We start from the raw sequence: 20,952 nt of genomic DNA, 5'->3' as shown, positions 1-20,952 counted from the left end.
CCATGAACAATACAGCTGCCCTGTTTCCCGCCGCAATGCGGGTCGAGAACGCATGTCTTGCAGATCGCATCGCCACGGTGCTGGACGAAATCCGTGCCGGCGCCCGCGAAACCGAAAAATCCGGTCGCGTGCCGGCGCGCAATATCGATCTGCTGCGCTCCGCCGGCTATTTCGATATCGTCAAGCCCGCCCGTTTCGGCGGCAACGAAGGATCGTTTGCCGAGCTTGTCGATGCAAATATCGAACTGTCGGCGGCCTGTGCCTCCACCGGCTGGGTCGCCGGCCTCCTTTCCGCACATCAATGGCTCCTCGCCATGTTCGAGGAAAGGGTCCAGCAGGACGTGTGGGGCAGCAATCCGGATGCGCTGCTCTGCGGTTCCTACGCGCCGGTCCGAATGGCTGAACGCGTCGAGGGCGGTTTCCGTCTATCCGGCGATTGGGCCTTCGCGAGCGGATGCGAAAATGCCCAGTGGGCCCTATGTGCGGCGATCATTCCGCCAAACGGCGAGGGGGAGCGTCCTATGCCGGCGTTCCTTCTGGTTCCCGCCAGCGATTATACCATTGCCGAGACATGGGATGTGGTCGGCCTTGCGGGCACCGGCTCAAAAAGCCTGATCCTCAAGAATGTCTTCGTTCCGCAATATCGCATACTGAGCTTTCCGGACGCGACCTCCGGAAGAACGCCGGGCGGGCGCTTCTATAAAGGTATCGGCCTCTTCAACATGCCGCTCCTCATGGGAATTCCGTTCTGCCTCGGCAGCGCGGCCGTCGGTGCGGCGAAGGGCGCATTGGATAGCTATATCGACCACATCGGCACCAGGGTGACACGGGGTGCGGTTGCCGGCGGCAACAACAAGATCGCCGAATTTCCGACGATCCAGCTCCGCGTGGCGGAAGCCTCCGCATCCGTGGATGCTGCCCGCGAAATCATCCTGCGCGATATTGCCAGGGCGCAGCAACTGGCCCAGGCCCGCGCGGATGGCACCGGCGAGATCACCGAGGAAGATCGGATTCTTGCCCGCCGCAGCCAGTCTTTTGCGGTCAGCCTGGCGCTTCGGGCCGTCGAAGCACTCAATGCATCGACCGGCGGCCTCGGCCTGCAGATGTCCAATCCCGTGCAGCGGGCATGGCGCGATGCAAATGCCGTCGGGCGCCACATTTCCATGAACTGGGATGCCGTCGGAACCATGGTCGGCCAGCAACTGCTCGGTCTTCCGCCCAAGGGACAATTCTGATCCGCCATCCTCATTATTTCGATTGAAGACAGGAAAGAGAGCATATCGTGCAAGGCAAGATCGCGCTTGAAGAACATTTCGCCATTCCCGAGACGCTGCAGGATTCGGCCGGATTCGTGCCGGGCGACTACTGGACGGAACTGTCCGCCCGTCTCCTGGATATCCAGGACAAGCGTTTGCGGCTGATGGATGCTCACGGTATCGAGAAAATGATCCTGTCGCTGAACGCACCAGCCGTGCAAGCGATCCCGGACAGGGCTCAGGCCCTGGAGATTTCCCGACGCGCCAACGACTTTCTGGCCGAGCAATGCGCTAAAAACCCGAACCGTTTTCTGGGATTTGCAGCTTTGCCGCTGCAGGATCCGGATGCCGCTGCGCAGGAATTGCAGCGCTGCGTGACGACGATGGGTTTCGTCGGCGCATTGGTCAACGGCTTCTCGCAGGAAGGCGACGGAACAACGCCGCTCTACTACGATCTGCCGCAATACCGTCCGTTCTGGGCCGAAGTCGAAAAACTCAACATTCCTTTCTATCTGCACCCGCGCAACCCGCTGCCGCAGGATAGCCGGATCTATGCCGGCCATTCCTGGCTGATGGGTCCGACATGGGCGTTCGCGCAGGAGACCGCTGTTCATGCGCTGCGCCTGATGGGATCCGGCCTGTTTGACGAGCACCCGGCTTTGCGGATCATCGTCGGTCATATGGGCGAAGGACTGCCGTACATGATGTGGCGCATCGACAACCGGAATGCGTGGGTCAAGGTGGAAAAGAACTATCCGGCCAAACGCCCGATTGCCGATTATTTCAACGAGAATTTCTACATTACGACGTCGGGGAATTTCCGCACGCAATCGCTGATCGATGCTATGCTGGAAATCGGCGCGGACAGAATTCTGTTTTCGACAGACTGGCCATTCGAAAACGTCGACCACGCTGCAAACTGGTTCGACAGCGCCACCATCTCCGAAGCCGACCGTCTGAAAATCGGTCGCACCAATGCAGTTTCACTGTTCAAGCTCGATCGATAACATGGTCGCACCTTTCAGATACACGGTCAGCGCAGCCCAGGTCATCTTCGGGAGCGGTTCGGTCAGTCGCCTCGCCGAGGCGATTACAGGGCAGGGCGGCAAGCGCGCCCTGATCCTTTCGACCCCGCACCAGAAAGCCGACGCTCAGCGCATCGCTGCTTCCCTCGGCCCGCTTGCGGCGGGACTATTCGACGGTGCTGTCATGCACACGCCGGTCGATGTGACCGAGCGCGCGATGGCGGCATACGAGAAGGCCGGTGCGGATTGCGTGGTCGCGATCGGCGGTGGATCGACGATCGGTCTCGGCAAGGCAATCGCCTATCGCAACGACGCACCACAGATCGTGGTGGCAACGACCTATGCGGGGTCGGAGGTTACTCCGATCCTCGGCCAGACGGAGAACGGACAGAAGACCACGGTCCGCGGCCCCGGCATCCTGCCTGAGGTGGTGATCTACGACCCTGAATTGACATTGGGATTGCCGGTCAACATCAGCGTCAGCAGCGGGCTCAATGCCATGGCGCATGCGGTCGAAGGGCTCTATGCGCAGGATCGCAATCCCATTTCGTCGATGATGGCGGTCGAGGGCTTGCGCGCGCTGAAGCAGGCTTTGCCGCAAATCGTCAATGCCCCGAGGGATATCGAATCCAGAAGCGAAGCGCTTTACGGCTCCTGGCTGTGCGGCACGGTGCTCGGAGCCGTTGGAATGGCCCTGCATCACAAGCTTTGCCATACGCTGGGCGGTAGCTTCGATCTGCCGCATGCAGAAACCCATGCGGTCATTCTGCCCCATTCCGCTGCCTACAATGCCGCAGCCGCAACGGATGCGCTCAAGCCCGCTGCCGATCTTTTTGGCGGCTCGCTGGGCAGCGGTCTTTATGATTTTGCCGCTTCGATCGGTGCCCCGATGGCGCTGCGGGATCTGGGTATGAAGGAAGCCGATCTGGATCATGCGGCAGAACTTGCCACTGGGAATCCCTACTGGAACCCGCGCCCGATCGAAGGAAAAGCGATCCGGGCTTTGCTGCAGAGCGCCTGGGAGGGCGCACGGCCGCGTTAACGCGTTAGGAGGAGGGCCACGTGCCTGAATATTTCAGCGAAGAGAGATCCGCGGAAGCCGTCAACACGCGGATGGGGCCGGACATCAATCCACGTCTGGCCGAAGTCATGGCGTCGCTTGTCAAGCATTTGCATGCCTTTGCCAAGGATATCAGCCTGACCCAGGAGGAATGGGAGCTGGCCATACGCTTCCTGACCCGGACCGGCCATCTCTGTCATGACCAGCGACAGGAATTCATCCTGCTCAGCGATACGCTGGGTTTCTCGATGCTGGTGGATGCGATCAATAACCGGCGTCCGCCGGGCGCCACGGAAAATACCGTGTTTGGACCGTTTCATATCGAAGGGGCGCCCGTCCGCCAGATGGGCGAAAACATCTCGCTCGACGGCAAGGGTGAGACTTGCCTCTTCATCGGGCGAGTGCTGGATCTCGATGCTCATCCGATCGAGGGAGCCCGGATCGACGTATGGTCGGATAATGCCGATGGCTTCTACGACGTCCAGCAGCCGGATATCCAGCCGAAATGGAACAACCGGGGCATTTTCATCACCGGTGCAGATGGCGCCTATAGCTTCGTCGGCATCAAGCCGGTCTCCTATCCGATCCCGGATGACGGTCCGGTCGGCCAGATGCTGGCCTCGCTCGGCCGCCATCCCTACCGTCCCGCCCATACCCACTACCTGATCACGGCTCCAGGTTATCAGAAGCTCGTAACCCACACTTTTGTCGGCAACGATCCCTATCTGGAATCCGATACGGTGTTTGGTGTCAAAAACAGCCTGGTCGCGCCTTTCGAGCGTATCGATCGTCCGACGGTCTGGCGCTCCGATTTCGATTTCGTGCTGACGCCGGTCTGGAATAAACAATGATCGTTGTCCGCTATGCCGTATGCGACCCCGGCAGGGCGGCCGAACGTTCCCGATTGATCGAGGAACACAAGGCCTATCTGCGCGGCGCGGCGATCCGCATCATGCTTTCCGGCCCGTCTGCACCGCCGGCCGAGGGCAGGGCTTCTACCGCCGTCGTAATTGCGGAAGTCGAAACGCTGGCCGAGTTCGAGGCGTTCAGCGCGGGAGACCCCTTCGTCGGCTCCGGCGTGTACACAAGGGTCGATCTATTCGAATGGCGGCCCACTTTCGGAATTCTTCGCGAGAGTTTCCGACCAGCGTTTTAGGCAGGAAGAAAAATGGGCCGGCATGACCGGCCCATCCACAATCAATGTTATTCGGCCGGCGCTGGCACCATAGCCGGGGCACCCTGTCGTCCAAGCCGGTCAGCGACCAGCATCGACAGCATCATTTCCACCAGGCCGTTGGCGCCGCCCTTGTCGCCGCCGGCACCGGCGATCTGGATCTGCGGCACGAGCGGCAGCTTGCCGTTTTCAATCGCTTCGGCAAAGCGCATCAGCACCTGCGAGTGGAGCTGATAGTCCGGACCGCCGAAGGCCGCGACCTTCTTCTCGGTGGCCTCGGCTTCCACCAGACCGACGGCGCGTACCTTCTGGGCATCGGCAAGGCCGGTCGCCTTGATACGCTCGGCATCTGCAAGTGCGATCGCCCTGATCCGGTCGGCCTCACCGAGGCCGGCGAGCCGGACCTTTTCCGCTTCGACCTTGGCGGTGACCTGAATGGTCTCTGCCTGCTGGCGGGTGCGGGCGAGTTGCGCCTTGCCTTCGTTCTGGCTGATCTCGATGGTGAGCGCCGACGTCGTGATCTTGGCCTGCTGTTCGGCGAGCGCTTCCTTCTCGCGCAATGTGCGCTCCTGAATCGCCGCTGCTTCCTGCAATTTATAAGTCTCGACCTTTTCAACGGCGATCTGACGTTCGCGCAGCTGGATGAGGATATGCGATGCTGTTCTGGCCATTGCTGGCGCGAGGCGTACCGATCAGCACCTCCTACAGCTCGAGGCGGCCGACTCAAACGGTCCGGATGAGAACGCGTGAGCGTTGGCTTGACATCAGGGCCACTCCGGTCTTTGATGCCGAGCATTCACCAGGGGTGTCCCGGCAAGGGGCTGAGATTCTGCTGAACAATACGGCTTTGCCTGTTGTGGCGCAGTGACCCGTTGAACCTGATCCAGTTCATACTGGCGTAGGGACGGTGCGGACGCTGCGGCTGTCGGGCGGATTTTCGCTTTGTCGCTTAAGGCGTCTTTCCATCATTCCAACACTGGAACTGGGTCTCCAAACGTCAAACCTTGGAGCCTCACCCATGAATATTGCCGCACCCAAGCTTACTCCGGTCGTCACCACCGGCCCGCTTCCGGCCTCGACCAAGATCGCCAAGCCCGGAGCACTCTATCCGGATCTTCGCGTGCCGATGCGCGAAATCAGCCTTCACCCCACCTCCGGCGAACCGCCGGTAACGGTCTATGATTCCTCCGGTCCCTATACCGACCCGGCCCATTCCGTCTCGATCGACGCCGGGCTGCCGCGTTTGCGCGAGAGCTGGATCAGGGCGCGGGGCGACGTGGAAGCCTATGAAGGCCGGGTGGTGAAGCCTGAAGATAATGGTTTTGTCACAGGCGAGCGGCTGACGCCGGAATTCCCGCGTCGTAACACGCCGCTCAAGGCAAAGGCAGGCCGCGCCGTCACCCAACTCGCCTATGCGCGGGCCGGCATCGTCACGCCAGAAATGGAGTTCGTCGCAATTCGTGAAAACCTCGGCCGGCAGGCAGCGAAGGAAGCGCTTGCGCGCGACGGCGAGAGCTTTGGTGCACATGTTCCGGATTTCGTAACACCCGAATTCGTGCGGCGCGAAGTCGCCGAGGGCAGGGCGATCATCCCCGCCAATATCAACCATCCGGAATCCGAACCGATGATCATCGGCCGGAATTTCTTGGTGAAGATCAACGCCAATATCGGCAACTCGGCCGTCACCTCGTCGATGGCGGAAGAAGTGGAAAAGATGGTCTGGGCGATCCGCTGGGGCGCCGACACGGTCATGGACCTGTCCACCGGCCGCAACATTCACAACATCCGGGAATGGATCATACGCAATTCGCCGGTCCCGATCGGAACGGTGCCGCTCTACCAGGCGCTTGAAAAGGTGAACGGCATTGCCGAGGATCTCAGTTGGGAAGTCTATCGCGACACGCTGATCGAACAGGCCGAGCAGGGCGTCGATTATTTCACCATTCATGCGGGCGTGCGACTTGCCTATATTCCGCTCACCGTCAATCGTGTTACCGGCATCGTCTCACGCGGCGGCTCGATCATGGCCAAGTGGTGTCTGCATCACCACAAGGAGAGCTTCCTCTACGAGCATTTCGAGGAAATCTGCGACATCTGCCGCGCTTATGACGTGTCCTTCTCGCTTGGAGACGGCCTTCGCCCCGGCTCGATCGCCGATGCCAATGACGCCGCGCAATTTGCCGAGCTCGAAACCCTCGGCGAACTGACCAAGATCGCCTGGACCAAGGACTGCCAGGTGATGATCGAAGGCCCCGGCCACGTGCCGATGCACAAGATCAAGGAGAATATGGACAAGCAGCTCGAGGTCTGCGGCGAGGCTCCCTTCTATACGCTCGGACCGCTGACGACCGACATTGCGCCGGGCTACGATCACATCACCTCCGGCATCGGAGCAGCCATGATCGGCTGGTTCGGCACGGCGATGCTCTGCTACGTCACGCCGAAGGAGCATCTGGGCCTGCCCGACCGCAGCGACGTCAAGACCGGTGTCATCACCTACAAGATCGCCGCGCATGCCGCCGATCTTGCCAAGGGCCATCCGGCCGCCCGCATCCGTGACGATGCGCTGTCGCGGGCACGCTTCGAATTCCGCTGGGAAGACCAGTTCAACCTCTCCCTCGATCCGGAAACGGCGCGTTCCTTCCATGATGAGACTTTGCCGAAGGAGGCCCACAAGGTGGCGCATTTCTGTTCGATGTGCGGCCCGAAATTCTGTTCGATGCGCATTTCCCACGACATTCGCGCCGAAGCCCAGAAAGAAGGGCTGGAAGCCATGGCCGCCAGGTATCGCGACGGCGGCGATCTCTACATGCCGGTCGCCGAGGCTGCGAAAACGCCTGCCGGAGAATGATGATGCATATTCTCGTCAAGGGGGCCGGCGTTGCCGGCCTCACCGTTGCCTGGCAGCTCTACCGGCATGGTTTGCAGGTCAGCATCGCTGAGCACGCCGGCACGGTCGGCGCCGGCGCTTCCGGCTTTGCCGGCGGCATGCTGGCCCCATGGTGCGAACGGGAAAGCGCGGAGGAGCCGGTCCTGGCGCTCGGCCGTCTGGCCGCCGATTGGTGGGAGGCAGCACTGCCCGGCCATATCCATCGCCGGGGAACGCTTGTCGTGGCGGCCGGGCGCGATGCCGGTGAGCTCGACCGCTTTTGTCGCCGGACAAGCGGATGGGAATGGCTGGACGAGCCGGCGATCGCGGCTCTTGAACCGGATCTCGCCGGCCGCTTCCGCAGGGCATTGTTCTTCCGGCAGGAAGCGCATCTCGATCCGCGCCAAGCGCTCTCGGGGCTCGCCGCCGGACTTGAGGAAGCCCGCATGCGTCTCACATTCGGCGCCACGGGCGATGCTGACCTTGCCTCTTACGATCGCGTGATCGACTGCACCGGGGCTGCTCAGATCGGCCTTCTGCCCGGCTTGCGCGGCGTTCGCGGAGAGATGCTCTGCGTCGAAACGAACGAAGTGACTCTCTCTCGCCCCGTTCGCCTGCTGCATCCGCGCCATCCGATCTATATCGTGCCGCGCGAAAGAAATCGTTTCATGATCGGGGCGACGATGATCGAAAGTGACGATACCGGCCCGATCACCGCGCGTTCGCTGATGGAGTTGCTGAATGCCGCCTATACCCTCAATCCTGCCTTCGGCGAGGCACGGGTTACGGAAACCGGCGCAGGCGTGCGGCCGGCTTATCCCGACAATCTGCCGCGTGTGACGCAGGAGGGGCGCACGGTCCATGTCAACGGCCTCTACCGCCACGGTTTTCTGCTGGCGCCGGCCATGGCAGGCGAGGTGGCGCGGCTTCTTCTTGGAGAAGGCAAGCACTCGGAAAGGAGGGCCTCATGACCTTCATCATAAACGGCGAGGAACAGGAGGTCGCGGCCGCGACGCTCGCAGATCTTCTTCTCGCTCTCGACTACGAAGGCGAATGGCTGGCAACCGCTGTCAACGGCGAGCTGGTGCACCGCGAGGACCGCGGCGATTTCAGGCTCGGCGAACGCGACCGCATCGAAATTCTCTCACCCATGCAAGGAGGCTGAGATGCTGAAACTTTATGGTGTTGAAGTCCGCTCCCGACTGCTGCTCGGCACCGCCCGCTATCCGTCTCCAGCTGTGCTTGCAGAGGCGGTCAAGCGCTCGAAGACCGAGATCGTCACCGTTTCGCTTCGCCGCGAAGCCGCCGGCGGCAAAGCAGGCGGCGCCTTCTTCGACCTAATCCGCGAGCTTGGCGTGCAAGTGCTGCCGAATACGGCCGGATGTCACAGCGTGCAGGAGGCCGTGTTGACGGCGAAGATGGCGCGCGACGTCTTCCGCACCGACTGGATCAAGCTCGAAGTCATCGGTCATCACGATACGTTGCAGCCTGACGTCTTCGGCCTTGTCGAAGCGGCCCGCATCCTGACCGGCGAGGGCTTTCAGGTCTTCCCCTATACGACCGACGACCTTGTCGTCGCCGAAAGGCTGCTGGATGCCGGCTGCCGTGTTCTGATGCCCTGGTGCGCGCCGATCGGTTCCGCTCAAGGGCCGCTGAACCCGATGGCGCTGCGATCGTTCCGGGCGCACTTTCCGGATGTGCCGCTGATTATCGATGCCGGCATCGGCCGCCCGTCTCACGCCGCCACCGTCATGGAGTACGGTTATGATGCCGTTCTCCTCAACACTGCCGTTGCCGGCGCCGGAGATCCCGCCAGCATTGCCGAGGCCTTCGCGCTTGCGATCGATGCCGGCCGCCTGGCGCATGGGGCCATACCGCTGGAGCCACGCGACATCGCCGTCCCATCCACCCCCGTCATCGGCAAGGCAGTCTTCTCATGAAGCTAGACCCCTTCTATCTCATCGTCGACAGCGCCGAATGGGTCGAGCGTCTCGTGCCACTCGGCGTCAAACTCGTCCAGCTGCGCATCAAGGATTGTCCGGACTCCGTGCTTCGCGCGGAGATCCGGCGTTCGAAGGCTGCCTGTGCGGCAGCAGGTTGCCAATTGGTCGTCAATGACCATTGGAAGCTGGCGATCGATGAAGGATGCGACTTCATTCATCTCGGGCAGGAAGACCTGATGGCCGCCGACAGGAATGCCATTCGTCGCGCCGGCCTGAAGCTCGGCCTATCCACCCACGACATAGCGGAGCTGGAGACGGCGCTGGCGGCAGAGCCGGATTACGTTGCGCTCGGACCGGTCTGGCCGACGATTCTCAAACAGATGAAATGGGCGCCGCAAGGCATTGAACGTGTTGCGGACTGGCGCCGGCGCGTCGGCGCGATACCGCTCGTCGCCATTGGGGGGATCACTGCCGAACGCGCGCCGCTGGTGCTGGAAAAAGGCGCCGATGGTGCTGCCGTGGTCACCGATATCACCCGCAACGCGGATCCCGAGGCCCGCACGCGGCAATGGCTGGCCGCAACCGCGCCGTGGCGGCGCGCGAATGAGGATGAAGGTTGATACATCCCGCCGGCAACGGGGAAGCCTTCGATCCTGCCGGCGCGGGTATTATCCATATACTCAACTACCTCACGAAATTCGACTTTTCGGTTGCTCCGTTTGCTTGCGAGGCGGACGCCGGATCTGTTCAATTCCACTAATGAGCTCGGTTTCATTCAGCCTGACAACGGCGGCCGGGACGCGTTCGTCCATATTTCTGCCGTGGAACGCGCTGGCGTGCGCGAAATCGTCAAAGGCCAGAAGAACGGCTACGACTTGGAGCATGACGACAAGTCCGGCAAGATGTCGGCCTGGCAATCTTCAGTCTGCTTGAAGGGGTACAGACGAGTGGACGGAGGTCCTCGTCAAGGACCGCGCCAGTAATTTTTCGACGACCCTGCTGACATCGTTTGCATATGCCGAGCCTGAGACCGCCCGTGGGGCTACCCTTTCAGGTAAGTGAGAGCGTACTCAATCCTCAACGTGTTGCGTTTTGCGGGACCAAGGGAAAGAAGTCACCAGTTTCTGCACAACGGGCGTATGTTCACTCGGTACTTCCTGCTCAGCTGATCCAGCATCGTGCAATGCCTCGCGAAGAGCCTGACCTTGCGGATGATCGCCGAAGTGCTCCAGAAAGCTCGAAATCGGCCATCTCGTCACAGTGCCGCCGGAGGCATCGTTGGCGCGATGGATGACAGTATGCTGGTTCGCTGTTTCGTTATGTTCGAGATACCATTTGTCTCCGTTTGGACTGGCCGCAAATTCGTTTGGTGCTTCTGGCATTCTAGCCTCCTCTGACGGTGCCCATTATTGTGCCGCTTCCCGGCGGGCTGTTGCGCATTATGGTTTCGCAAGCGCAGCAGCAAGGTCTTGAGTGAACGGCTTGGACCGCCGGCGCAATCCGGCGCCGTGTGCACTTTCGCTGCAGGTAGTTCATGGCACGGAGAGTCAACGACTTCCTGCGCCTCCGACGCTTGCGCCGGGGGCGATGAGAAGGTCGTCTAGCTGTTCGAACGGCGCCGGCATGCAACCCTCCATCGCGTTGGTAAGGCCTTCGTCGAATGAGCTTTGCGAGAAGTTACCCAACACGGCCTTTAACGGCTGAACGGATACCCTGAATCCGCTTGCGATTGTTTTCGAACTCCGCGGATGATTTCGAGGACAGTGGTGTTTTTCCGAAGTGCCGGCTGAGTTCGATAGAGAGGGCGGCGGGCGAGGTCATTCCGTCGTGATAAAGCTTGAACAGCAGTCTGACGGCAACGTTGTAATGTTTCGGGTCTGCAAGGCTGCTTGTGCAATCGTATCCTGCGTCGTCAAGGACGCCCTGCAATACAGCCAGGTCAGAGGTCCGCACAGACATGTTGAGATTGGAAGACATGTTGTCCTCCTTCAATTTGGGGCGAAGGCAGAAACCGACCTCCACGCAGTAGCGCCCTGAGAAACAGCTACTGAAGACCTACCATGCGCCTAATCGATACGGCTGGCAAACTGAATATTGTGGGATGAGGAGAAAGCGGTCAGACCTGTGCGTCCCAATGTGGTGATTTTTCGCAATCATCTCTTTCCAGGTTCAATCATCAGGGCCAGAAGGACGTAAAAGGACCTACGCACATGCCGTCCTAACTCCGAATGAAGTCGGTGAACCGGAAATCGCTCGATCACCTCTTTCCGAGCTGGAGCAATGCGACAGCATGCGGACATCACGCCTGCGACGGCATGATCGCTGCAGGTCTTTGCAACATGGGCAGAATTTCAGCATCACCAAAGACTAAGAGGGGCTGGGCTTTCGACCACCGAGCCTGATCGCCAATCCGGCATTCCATGCTCAATTGCCTCGCGGGTCATCAATTCTTCTTGTCCGTAGGCGCGTCCACATCTCGCGTGGCGCCCCCTTCGTTTTCCCATGATGCCAAAGCCTCAGGATCGGCATGCAGCTTCCGCCGTCTCGAAGAGGGGTAGGCGGGCGCGGGAATCGTCGCCGCCTTGATGCGCCGTATCATCATCACCTCTTCGTGATGGTCGCCATGTTCTGAAGCAACGAGATCTGTCGTCGCGTAGTCCGCGCGCTTGAGGATGGACCGGAGCCGCCAATTCTCGTCGCGTTTCGTCGGAATTCCGGTTGTGATGATTACTACCATAACCAGCCTCTCAAAATTAAACTGATGATGACGGCGAAGCTCGCCAGGATGGAAGCCCTGAATAAGAAGTCGCCATATGCCGCGATATGGGAAGGGTGCTTGAAGGTGGAAGACATCTTGTCCTCCCTTGATTGGGGCGAAGGGAGCCACCCCTTGATCGGTAGCGCCCGTTTCATTGGCTGCCGATATGCCAACATGCGCCTCTATTGTGCCTTATCCAAGGCGAAAGCGGCTAACGCGGTGCCACGCAACCATATAATTCTCGTTGCGGAGCTACTAGGTCACGGGGCGAGAGGCGTGGGCTCTCCTCGGCTCGTTCAGCGATATCAACTCACCTGGCGGCCGCGATAGTACCGAGGCGGCTCCGAATTGAATCCTACTTTCATCTGCCTGTATGATATAGTCTCTCATGACCTATTCCCCGAAGGACCTGGAACTCGCGCGCCGGCAGGTGACTATCGACCGGCAGATGATCTGCGCTCAGCAGAGCCTGATCGACGGAATGCTGACGCGAGGCGAGCCCGCTGGGCTGGCCAACGAAAGGCTGGTCAAATTGACAGAGGATCTACGCAAGCATTGCTTCCATCAGGATCTGATTCAGGCGTCGATCCGATTGGAACGCTGAGCCTGCGCACTCGGGGCGGTTGACGGGCTTCCCGCTTGTTCACTCCGCAGCCTTCTCGTCAGGCTCCTCGGCACGCCTATCAGCTTCCTGGCTGGCGATCTTCCGGCTGTGATCGGTCCGCGCCTGCTCGAGTTCTCTCATTGTGGGAAGGTCCCGGACACCCATGCTCTTGTCATCGACCTCAGTGCTTTGGCGCTTTGTGAACCGATGCCGCGGCTTCTTTGCTTCACGGCGTTCGTCAACTGCGCGAGCTCCCTCGGGCGGCACGGCGAGGTCGGTGCGTGCGGCGACGGCATGGGCGATCAATTCCTTGGCCGAGGGATTGCCATCCGGGCGCTTGCCGTTGGCGTCGTCGCGATCACGGGCAGCAAAGCGCTTGGCGTTGTTATGTTTCGACATTTAGATGCCCTCCGTTTTATTGTGAGGCCACGAGCCTGCCGTTCACGCAGCGACGCCCTTTTAGGGCGGGCCCCCCCGCGTGTCGAGCGGGCTCGCTAAGGTGGCGCATATTTTCGCAAATCCGATCTTGGAATTGCAGCATCTTATATTTCAGGAAAATAACACAATAAAAAGGCAAATAGGTCATTACTGAAGATTAGTTCAATTTAGTTCCATCAACCAATAATATTATAATTCCAGATCTTGCCAATCGAGCTTGAACAAAACCTTCAGTTTAGCATTTCATCCCAGTTGCGACGCAATTGGGGCGTAGGAATCTCTATGTCGTTTGGCCCTGTGGCTCTCGCAGGTGCCAGAAGCTTGCGGGCCATCATCGGCCTGAATTCCGATCGCTCTGCCAATGCCCTGTAGGAAGTAATCACGCGCTTGGCTGACCGTATTCAACTGGAGCCTGTCACCATGTCCATGGACATATCATCTACACGCACGACGAACACCATCGTGCACTTCTCCGCCCCTTTCGCGCTGCCCGATCTGGCTGGCGAGATGCATCCGGCCGGCGATTACAAGATCGCGCAGGATGAAGAGCCGATCGAAGGTCTGTCTTGGCTTGCCTACCGCCGCGTCGCAACCTACATCCATCTGCCGTCGATTGCTCAGGGGAACCGCTTGCGCAGGATCGTCCGGATCGAGCCGACGGCGCTCGCTGATCTCTTGGCAGCAACGAATGCGACTGAGGAGCTGTCCCGATGAATGCCATCGAAGACCGTGAGAAAGCCTTGGAGCAGATCTATTTCCTGAATTCGGAAATTGCCTTCAAGGTGCGATCGCGCCGCGACCGCCTGCTGGCGGTCTGGATCTGCGGCATGACGGGCACTGCCGATGCCGAAGCCTATGCCGGGGAGATCTTCAATGTCAGGATGGCAGGCGCTGACGATGAGGGCGTGATTGCCAAGATCCTGGCAGATTTACGCTTGGCCAGCAAGAATGTCGATGAGCAAGCCTTGCGGGAACGCATGGAGGCTTTGAGCGTCGCCGCCATGCAGGACCTCGTCCGCCAACCGCCTCTGTGATCGGGAGATCCATCTGCGGTTAACGAAAACCCGGCAGCGTGCCGGGCTTGCTCCCAGTCAGGGCGGGAACACGGCGCGGATGCGCGCCGATGGAAATAGTGCCATGGGTTCGCCTCACAAATCCGGCGACAGCTCATTATGAACCTTGTGCACACCCTTCGTTCTCAGCGTAATCTCCTCCGCCAACAACACCTCCGCTTGCACATGCACCCACCCGGCAGCGTGATATCGCTGCCGCGTGCGATGACGAAGATATAGCTGGAGTCGAGATCGCTGGAACCGGCAAGCGCGCTTTGCGGGCTCCATCTCTTGCGGAGAAAGGCATCGCGGTTTGGGGTGCGACTTTCCGCGAAATCTATGAAGCGGATTTGGATGTTGGTGTCTCTAAGAAGAGACGTGAGCAGCGCGGAAGGCTGGCACTGCGGCGGCAAGGACTAGCTCGTTACCTATTCCCAAGAACGCCGATTTCGACCGTCACTGGTCAAACGTTGGGCGGGCTGCTTGCTGGGACTGTTGCATGCGCACTTTCGCGAATTATTGCGCTCCTCATTCATCTGAGCGATCGAACATTCGACGCGACAATTGCCTCCCGGCAGGATGATCGGGTGTTGCGTGTCTGCGTTGCCTCCAGATGCTCGAATCCATTTGCTATATGACCTGACAGGGAGCAAGGTTTCTTTCTCGGTAGCCACTGAACGGGCACTGCCGATTGAGGGCTTTCAATAGTCCTCGCCCCAACAGAAGGAGGGCATGATGTCTTCCGAACAGGAAACTTCCCATCTTACATCCGCCGATTTGCGCCTGCTGCAAGACGTCTTGCACGAAGCGGGCTATTCCGGAAATGTCTCACCACCGCCGCGGCTCCACAACATCGCTGCAAGGCTTCTCATTACCCTCTTTCGGGCGGGAACGCGAAATCCTGAAGAACTGAAAAAAGACCTGGAAATGGTCTTCGGACGCCCGCAGATGCCGGCTCCGCGTTACTCTCGCCCCTTGTTCAACCGGTTCTCGATTCAAGGCATTCCGCTCCCGGCAGCGTCCAATCCCGCCCCTAACATTGGATCCGCGGAGCTGGCGGATGTTCCGTTAGAGGTGGCCACAGAACTGGCTAGTCGCAGCCTCGCGGTATTCAAATCGGATTGGGCTGCGAAGGACCCGGATGACGATCAGCGAACAAGCGCGGTATCGAAAGCGATCACTCGCCGGGCCGACACCGATCGAATAATTAAGACCGCCCACCTTAAACGACAGCGAAAAGAACGAGAGCAGTTTTGTTGGCGCGTCACATGAGCAGAAACTTGAGACGTTCATGTGATTTGATAACGCATTCAACATCGGCTCACTCGTGTCTCCTCTCGCGCCGGGCACTTACCGGCTCGGCGAGAAGGAAGATGCACTGGAGGACGTGTCGTTCCTGGCCTATAAAACTAACGCCGCTCGTCTTGAAATTCCTCCCATCGAGACGCAGAACCCTAACGACAGCAGATGCCTTTACCCGAGGCGAGATTGACGATGCACTCTTCAGAGACCACCGCTTGCAGAAAGAGCAGGTGGAGAGGGCAAAATCCTGGCGGAGCGAATGAGCACTCCAAAAATCGATCGGTATGCTACCGCTAAGCAACCGACGCCGCGCGAGGCGTTCGGCGCCCATTGGGCAAGAACGCGATGCATTGATTCCCATACTTGCGGACCGGCCTGGCGAAAGTGGCGAGGTACCTCCGCAGCGGTTTGACAATCTCTGTTTTCGACGCCGCCAAGCCACGCAGAGGCGGCGATTTGCGCTTACCATTGCGGCCTTCCGTGACCTGCCTCGGACGCCGCCTCCCGGTTGTTATGACCGAAGACGAGGAAATTGGCAGTACTTTTAAGTCAAGAGCTAGGCGATCCGAACCGCGACTCGCGCGTCAAAAGCTGCTGCAAGGAATGCGGACTGGGCTTCCCCTTCGGTTACTATGCCCTCTACCGTGCCCGCACAGGCCTCCATTGCCATGAAGAAAGCGCTACCGCTCGTCACCGGCCAATTCTTAAAAAGCATGTCAAGGGCTTCATCTGCGGACGCAATAGTATGCCGCACCTGATTGCGTTCAACCACTAAGAGCAGCCACGCTGATGTCGACACACAGTCTCCGATTCCACATTTGAGAAATAGTGGATCTCACAGTTAGCCGGAGTACGACATGAGGGAGAAACGTTCCTCACCCGTGCAATCCACACCCCAACCACCGCCTTGACGCGTTGTTCCATGCTATCGCCTTACCATACTGGGAGGGCCGATAAGTACTACGGTTGTCGGAGGTTTATCGAACAGGCCGTCGTCCCTGAATGGAGGCGCGTGTCCGCTCAAAGCTTGGCGGAGACTTCGACGAAATTGGCTCGCCGAAACACCTTTCCAGCTCCCTGGAAAGGTCGTCGGCAGAGGTCATCCCATATTGGAAACGGTGGATAAGCAACTTCGCTGCCGCGCTGTATCGCTCAGGATGGGCGACGCTTCTGGCTGAATTGTATCCAGCCGCATCCAAGACGCCTCGCAGCATTGTGAGGTCTCTGGAATTTAAGATATGGACGTGTTCGGAAGACATTTCCGGTCCTCCTTCAATTTGGGGCGAGGGCTCTGAGCCCTGATGCAGCAGCGCCCGTAACATTGGCTGCTGACGAAGTGACCATGCCTGAGCGCGGCTCCGGATGCAATGTGAATCACGCAATTTGAATTTTTATAAGATATCTTTAACAAAACCAAAAATTGCGGTTGCGTTTCATGCAGCGAGTGCCTATATGGCACCCATCGGCATTGCTGATGAGCGCTGGAAGCATCTGTCGCTCGCAATTGCCGCAATCGCTTTCTGCTTTTGACCACGGATGTACTGGCACTGGTACGAGTAGCGATGTGAGGAAGGTCGGTGCGGTCTCGCTCCGGCCTTTTTTGTTGGCCGGCCCGCTGGCCGAGAACTTCGTTTAAACACAATGGCGGCTCAGGTTGCCACATCGAGTTTGCTAGTCGAGCTTCGTTTCGCGCCGATTTGGCGTCAAGCAAACCTTTTCTCTCAAAATCGAACTTCGGTCTTCCGGGCGACGTCCGGCAGCGATCACTCATGCGACGAAAAGGAATTGACAATGAGCAAAACCAATGCGGCTGAGATCCAGCGCAGAACTCAACGCCAGGCCGCGAACACAAGCGGTGGCGGGCACTTGGGCGGAACAAACTTCGGGCAAGCTCCCGACGCCAAGACCGCAGGCGGAACAGGTGCCAAATCCCGTCCTAGTGGTGGACGCAAATAGACGTCTGATAGTAGCAACTCGGGAGGCTCGCTTTGAGAAGCTGAAAGCGAGCCCGCTTTTCAAAGCAGCCAACTGTAATTCCTGCGGTATTCGCGGCGGCAAAGTCCTTGGCACCGCGCCTTTGTAGACGCAATTCGCAGCTCGTTCGCTTGCTCCCGGTCAGGGCCGGAACACGGCGCGGATGCGCTCCGAGCGAAATAATGCCGGACGGATTCGCCTCACAAATCCGGCGACAGCTCATTATGAACCTTGTGCACGCCCTTCGTTCCCAGCGTAATCTCCTCCGCCAACAACACCTCCGCTTGCACATGCACCCACCCGGCCAGCGTGATATCGCTGCCGCGTGCGGTGACGAAGATATAGCTGGAGTCCAGATCGCCGAAATCGGCAAGCGCGCTGTAGACCGCCGATTCAAGATCGTCCTGGTCGGGATGCCGGGTTGCTACGCGGCTCGCGACGCTGAGATGTTTTCTGTCGACTGACATCGTTTCGCCTCCTGCGCGGCCCTTGTCGGGTGTAATAGCCTATCGGCGGATATCCCGCGCCGTCAGGATATGTTGGTTCTTGCGGCCGTTGCCGTATGCATGGGTGGCCGCATCCAAAATGGCATCGCGCGCCATATCAAAGGCTCTCAAGCACTCGTCTTCGGAGCGGGCGGCCTGGCTTGCGGTCCGCAATGCATTGGCTTCAATCAAAAACCGCACCTCGAACATTCCGTCATATCCGGAGAAGCGAACGGCATTCCGGCTCTCGTCGAAACTGCGACTTCTATTAGGAAAGGTCAGTGTCACGCATTCTCTCCCGGAGGGATTGGTCATGCCAGGTCACACTGGACTGTAGCAGATCATGTCATTGAACTTCCGCCGGCTCACTGAGGCGCGGCAGGGCTGGTCAGGTTGCCGCTGTGCTACAGATGCAGGAGACCTTCCTCCTGTCCGGCTACCTGCTGTCGGGGTGCCGAATCCCGGAACGACGGCTGCTCCTTCGCAGCTCCGGTCGTAAGAAATATGGGGCGCGGCCCTCGAATTGCAATGTAGGGTCAGAGGAGAGTTCGTGGCTGGCTGGAATCTGTCTGCGCTTGAGGAGGGCTGCGACGAGAGCATCGCGTTCGGGCCGAACGGGGGCAGGTTATGAAACCTTTCTACGGCGTCCGCGTTTCGCACCATCGATCCCCATTTGGTCTGATCGAAAACTCCTGCAGACGGTTCATCGTGATACCCGCTGTTATGATGACGATATAGTGTCGGAATTGGAAGATTTCATTTACGCGCTGACAGTAATCTCGTCGCTCTTCTGGAGTTTCCGTCTTCGGCGCCCAGCCGTTTGCTTTCCGATAGAAAAAACGAGCAGAGTGAAAAATCATCAGCTATTTAGACGGCGAGGGTGGCACCGAGGTAGACTTCAGCTGATTGTCATTCGATCATGCAGGCGCCACCGCGAAGCTGGTACGGACGATTACAGTCCCATCCGTTTCCCGTCGAGTTAAGATGTGCGTTTTCGGGAAGCTTGAGCTGCAGGCATTGATTGCCCCTCGGCTCGAAGCCGCGGTCGCACTTCCATTTCAGTCCGTGGGGCGCGTCGACGAAGATGGCATTCTCCGGAACCTCGACAGCGACACACGTCTGATCCTTGTTTTCAAAGCCTCTATCACACCTCCACTCATTTCCGGCGGATGTCAGATATGAGTGGGCGGGGAGTTCGAGCTTGAGACATGCTTGTTGTAGCGCGCGATAACCTCTTTCGCATTCCCAGCCGGATCCTGTGGTATTATCGGACAGGAATGCTTTCTCCGGGACTTTGATAGGGTCGCAACCCACATTGGTTTGACGGTATCCACGCAGGCATCTCCAGCGATCGCCGAAATATGGGTCGAGATATGCATTGGCCGGAACTTGGACGGTGAGGCACTGGTTCCCCTTCTCCAGAAAGCCGTAATGGCAATCCCAGCCCTTGCCAAAGGAGGAGTTCGTCAGAAACGCGTTGTCGGGAAGCTTCACCTTAAAGCAGGCGTCATCCTGCCTTCGAAAACCACGATTGCATTCCCAGCCGAGGCCATAGCGGCTTGCCTGGGCATTTTCAGGCACCGACCTTGAGGTCTGGCCGAGCGCCGAGGAGCTGAGTCCCGATGCAGAATGCAGGGGGATGGTCATCATCAGGGCCAGCGCCCTGTAATATGATTGGCGCATAAGTTGTCTCCAAAGGCCTGCATCTGCGATCTCCTGGTCCTAATTCCAAGAAATAACTCTGAAGGGCAGTAAAGAGGGAAGGACAGATACCGTGCGACGCTACCAGAGCCTTGGCTTTTTCTCGGGAGCTTTCTCAGGAAAAATGGGCGCGCCGGCCCACATCCCGCGACCGACAGGTGACGAGCCATGAAGCTGTCCTCTGTTGCGGACCATGGGAAAGGTCCTATGCGCTTTCCGATTGCCTGGTTTGCGCTTGCTTTCGCCGTTGGCGTTCAGGAGCATTTTCTGGAAGTAGAGCAGGAAGCAGGCATGCGAGGATCGGGACGTCATCGCGTCCTCCTCTTGTCGGGGCTAGGGCGCGCTCTTGTCCCTCAGGCGGCAGCGCCCTGACCAGTTGCAGCCGACATCGCACCCTGGACTTCATTTCCGCCTTTGGCAAGCAAGCTTTCGCTATTCATGTGGTGCCTTGAATGAGGCTGATTGAAACCTTACATACAGGGCACGTTTTCAGCCTTTCGGCTACCTGATCCTCCCGGCTGCGTCGGTTGCTTGGCAAACCCTGATTTTGCGAACGTTGCGAACTCCGCCATACTGGCTGGAGCGGTTTGTTCCGGATGTATTCGTCCCGCAGCCACACTGAGGATGCCATAATGACCAACACCACCCGCCATGCCGCCGAAAGCATGTTCAAGCGCTCCAAGCCAGAACAAGGATCGGATGCAGCAAAGCTGCAGGATTTCCTCAGCAGGCAAGCTCTCCGGAGGCGCGCGACGAAGCTTGCCGAGATGCAGCAGCGTCTCGAAAAACGGACTGGCGGAACGGTTGGACTGGCTTCTTTTTTCCGTTGATACCGCAAGATGGAACGGCAAAGATCGACTGTCCTCGACGATCGCTCACGCCGCAAGGATTAAGTTATGACCGTTTTCGATTATAATGCTGGCGCGGGGCTTTACCCGTGCAAGACAATCAACAGAAGAGGCAGCCTCGTCTACAAGAGGTTCGATTCCGTCGCCGAAGCTCTTCGCTTTGCGATCGAGGACATGCCGGCTTCTCTCCTCCGTGGATCCGTGCTCGAAGTCGAGGAGGCGCGCTTCGATGGTTTGCAGATGCGCAAACTCTATGAAGCCGACGCTTATCCGCTGACGCGCCGACCTTAAACGCATCACACGGGATTGCTCGCAGAAGTGGAAATTGCGAGAAGGTGAAAACAAGAGGTTGACGGGGAAGGATCTCCAGTCTATCCCTGCAGACATCGATACTTTGTTTGCCGATATTTGTTTGGCTGCGCTCTGCGCCTCTTGATCAACTCTCCCTTCAAAAGTCGAAACA

At 59.0% G+C, this 20,952-nt stretch carries 25 protein-coding genes, 1 pseudogene and 1 riboswitch; of the genes and pseudogenes, 17 read left to right on the top strand and 9 right to left on the bottom strand.

Annotation, left to right across the window (positions count from 1 at the left end; genetic code table 11):
- Positions 1-2: 2 nt before the first annotated feature.
- From GGD53_RS10180 to GGD53_RS10160, 5 genes are read left to right on the top strand one after another with little or no spacing between them, the layout of a single operon-like run.
- On the top strand, positions 3-1,235 hold the full coding sequence (locus GGD53_RS10180; RefSeq protein ID WP_184455478.1) for a flavin-dependent monooxygenase: 1,233 nt from the start codon (positions 3-5) through the stop codon (positions 1,233-1,235).
- 47 nt (positions 1,236-1,282) lie between these two features.
- The gene (gene tsdA / locus GGD53_RS10175; RefSeq protein WP_184455476.1) at positions 1,283-2,263 is read left to right on the top strand and encodes a gamma-resorcylate decarboxylase; all 981 of its coding nucleotides are present in this window, start codon (positions 1,283-1,285) and stop codon (positions 2,261-2,263) included.
- A 1-nt stretch (position 2,264) separates the two neighbouring features.
- Positions 2,265-3,323, top strand: coding sequence for a maleylacetate reductase (locus GGD53_RS10170; protein ID WP_184455474.1), 1,059 nt, complete (start codon positions 2,265-2,267; stop codon positions 3,321-3,323).
- A 20-nt stretch (positions 3,324-3,343) separates the two neighbouring features.
- Positions 3,344-4,192 carry a dioxygenase gene (locus tag GGD53_RS10165; protein WP_184455471.1) on the top strand — a complete coding sequence of 283 codons (849 nt, stop codon included), beginning with the start codon at positions 3,344-3,346 and terminating at the stop codon, positions 4,190-4,192.
- Positions 4,189-4,497 (top strand): YciI family protein, encoded by a 309-nt coding sequence (locus GGD53_RS10160; protein WP_184455469.1) that lies wholly within the window; start codon positions 4,189-4,191, stop codon positions 4,495-4,497. Before GGD53_RS10165 ends, GGD53_RS10160 begins: the two co-directional genes overlap by 4 nt.
- Positions 4,498-4,544: 47 nt before the next feature.
- Here GGD53_RS10160 and GGD53_RS10155 read toward each other — a convergent pair.
- A pseudogene (locus tag GGD53_RS10155) lies at positions 4,545-5,217 on the bottom strand (flotillin family protein); the annotation flags it as partial.
- Between the two features lie 89 nt (positions 5,218-5,306).
- A riboswitch (TPP riboswitch) is annotated at positions 5,307-5,438 on the top strand.
- A gap of 95 nt (positions 5,439-5,533) precedes the next feature.
- Here GGD53_RS10155 and thiC point away from each other — a divergent pair.
- The 6 genes from thiC (at position 5,534) to GGD53_RS10125 (ending at position 10,310) form a co-directional block, all read left to right on the top strand.
- Positions 5,534-7,366, top strand: a complete 1,833-nt coding sequence (gene thiC / locus GGD53_RS10150; protein WP_184455467.1) for a phosphomethylpyrimidine synthase ThiC — start codon at positions 5,534-5,536, stop codon at positions 7,364-7,366.
- Positions 7,367-7,368: 2 nt separating this feature from the next.
- The gene (gene thiO / locus GGD53_RS10145; protein ID WP_184455698.1) at positions 7,369-8,355 is read left to right on the top strand and encodes a glycine oxidase ThiO; all 987 of its coding nucleotides are present in this window, start codon (positions 7,369-7,371) and stop codon (positions 8,353-8,355) included.
- Positions 8,352-8,549 carry a sulfur carrier protein ThiS gene (thiS, locus tag GGD53_RS10140; protein ID WP_085781504.1) on the top strand — a complete coding sequence of 66 codons (198 nt, stop codon included), beginning with the start codon at positions 8,352-8,354 and terminating at the stop codon, positions 8,547-8,549. Before thiO ends, thiS begins: the two co-directional genes overlap by 4 nt.
- Position 8,550: 1 nt before the next feature.
- On the top strand, positions 8,551-9,324 hold the full coding sequence (locus GGD53_RS10135; protein WP_184455464.1) for a thiazole synthase: 774 nt from the start codon (positions 8,551-8,553) through the stop codon (positions 9,322-9,324).
- The gene (locus GGD53_RS10130; RefSeq protein ID WP_184455462.1) at positions 9,321-9,947 is read left to right on the top strand and encodes a thiamine phosphate synthase; all 627 of its coding nucleotides are present in this window, start codon (positions 9,321-9,323) and stop codon (positions 9,945-9,947) included. Before GGD53_RS10135 ends, GGD53_RS10130 begins: the two co-directional genes overlap by 4 nt.
- A gap of 99 nt (positions 9,948-10,046) precedes the next feature.
- Complete coding sequence (locus GGD53_RS10125) at positions 10,047-10,310, top strand: cold-shock protein (RefSeq protein WP_097599688.1); 264 nt, start codon at positions 10,047-10,049, stop codon at positions 10,308-10,310.
- 87 nt (positions 10,311-10,397) lie between these two features.
- Here GGD53_RS10125 and GGD53_RS10120 read toward each other — a convergent pair whose 3' ends face one another.
- From GGD53_RS10120 to GGD53_RS10110, 3 genes are all read right to left on the bottom strand, one after another.
- A complete protein-coding gene (locus GGD53_RS10120; protein WP_184455459.1) occupies positions 10,398-10,709 on the bottom strand; it encodes a hypothetical protein in 312 nt (103 codons plus the stop codon).
- Between the two features lie 295 nt (positions 10,710-11,004).
- Positions 11,005-11,304: a hypothetical protein gene (locus GGD53_RS10115; protein ID WP_184455456.1), complete on the bottom strand. Its 300-nt coding sequence runs from the start codon at positions 11,302-11,304 to the stop codon at positions 11,005-11,007.
- Positions 11,305-11,770: 466 nt separating this feature from the next.
- Positions 11,771-12,214 carry a hypothetical protein gene (locus GGD53_RS10110; RefSeq protein ID WP_246717732.1) on the bottom strand — a complete coding sequence of 148 codons (444 nt, stop codon included), beginning with the start codon at positions 12,212-12,214 and terminating at the stop codon, positions 11,771-11,773.
- 259 nt (positions 12,215-12,473) lie between these two features.
- On the opposite strand from GGD53_RS10110, the gene GGD53_RS10105 reads away from it, so the two are divergent.
- Positions 12,474-12,689, top strand: a complete 216-nt coding sequence (locus tag GGD53_RS10105; protein ID WP_097599683.1) for a hypothetical protein — start codon at positions 12,474-12,476, stop codon at positions 12,687-12,689.
- 39 nt (positions 12,690-12,728) lie between these two features.
- Here GGD53_RS10105 and GGD53_RS10100 read toward each other — a convergent pair whose 3' ends face one another.
- Positions 12,729-13,088 carry a hypothetical protein gene (locus GGD53_RS10100; RefSeq protein WP_184455454.1) on the bottom strand — a complete coding sequence of 120 codons (360 nt, stop codon included), beginning with the start codon at positions 13,086-13,088 and terminating at the stop codon, positions 12,729-12,731.
- 426 nt (positions 13,089-13,514) lie between these two features.
- Between GGD53_RS10100 and GGD53_RS10095 the strand changes: the two genes are divergently transcribed.
- From GGD53_RS10095 to GGD53_RS10085, 3 genes are all read left to right on the top strand, one after another.
- Positions 13,515-13,841, top strand: coding sequence for a hypothetical protein (locus tag GGD53_RS10095; protein WP_432443122.1), 327 nt, complete (start codon positions 13,515-13,517; stop codon positions 13,839-13,841).
- Positions 13,838-14,161, top strand: coding sequence for an ATPase inhibitor subunit zeta (locus tag GGD53_RS10090; protein WP_184455452.1), 324 nt, complete (start codon positions 13,838-13,840; stop codon positions 14,159-14,161). Before GGD53_RS10095 ends, GGD53_RS10090 begins: the two co-directional genes overlap by 4 nt.
- A gap of 750 nt (positions 14,162-14,911) precedes the next feature.
- Positions 14,912-15,451: a hypothetical protein gene (locus tag GGD53_RS10085; protein WP_184455450.1), complete on the top strand. Its 540-nt coding sequence runs from the start codon at positions 14,912-14,914 to the stop codon at positions 15,449-15,451.
- 586 nt (positions 15,452-16,037) lie between these two features.
- Here GGD53_RS10085 and GGD53_RS10080 read toward each other — a convergent pair.
- The 4 genes from GGD53_RS10080 to GGD53_RS10065 all read right to left on the bottom strand — a co-directional run bounded on the left by GGD53_RS10080 (position 16,038) and on the right by GGD53_RS10065 (position 19,623).
- Positions 16,038-16,253, bottom strand: a complete 216-nt coding sequence (locus tag GGD53_RS10080; protein WP_425516143.1) for a DUF982 domain-containing protein — start codon at positions 16,251-16,253, stop codon at positions 16,038-16,040.
- Positions 16,254-17,655: 1,402 nt separating this feature from the next.
- A complete protein-coding gene (locus GGD53_RS10075) occupies positions 17,656-17,922 on the bottom strand; it encodes a BON domain-containing protein (protein ID WP_184455446.1) in 267 nt (88 codons plus the stop codon).
- 39 nt (positions 17,923-17,961) lie between these two features.
- Positions 17,962-18,228 (bottom strand): DUF1488 family protein, encoded by a 267-nt coding sequence (locus GGD53_RS10070; RefSeq protein ID WP_184455444.1) that lies wholly within the window; start codon positions 18,226-18,228, stop codon positions 17,962-17,964.
- A 621-nt stretch (positions 18,229-18,849) separates the two neighbouring features.
- Positions 18,850-19,623 carry a hypothetical protein gene (locus GGD53_RS10065; protein ID WP_184455442.1) on the bottom strand — a complete coding sequence of 258 codons (774 nt, stop codon included), beginning with the start codon at positions 19,621-19,623 and terminating at the stop codon, positions 18,850-18,852.
- A gap of 650 nt (positions 19,624-20,273) precedes the next feature.
- Between GGD53_RS10065 and GGD53_RS10060 the strand changes: the two genes are divergently transcribed.
- Together GGD53_RS10060 and GGD53_RS10055 are read left to right on the top strand one after the other, a co-directional pair.
- Positions 20,274-20,471, top strand: a complete 198-nt coding sequence (locus GGD53_RS10060) for a hypothetical protein (protein WP_184455440.1) — start codon at positions 20,274-20,276, stop codon at positions 20,469-20,471.
- Positions 20,472-20,537: 66 nt separating this feature from the next.
- Complete coding sequence (locus GGD53_RS10055; protein ID WP_097599675.1) at positions 20,538-20,780, top strand: hypothetical protein; 243 nt, start codon at positions 20,538-20,540, stop codon at positions 20,778-20,780.
- Positions 20,781-20,952: the final 172 nt, after the last annotated feature.

Origin of the sequence: Rhizobium aethiopicum (assembly GCF_014197535.1) — a bacterium.
Taxonomy (GTDB): Bacteria; Pseudomonadota; Alphaproteobacteria; order Rhizobiales; family Rhizobiaceae; genus Rhizobium; species Rhizobium aethiopicum_A.
This window is presented reverse-complemented; position numbering and strand designations above follow the sequence as displayed.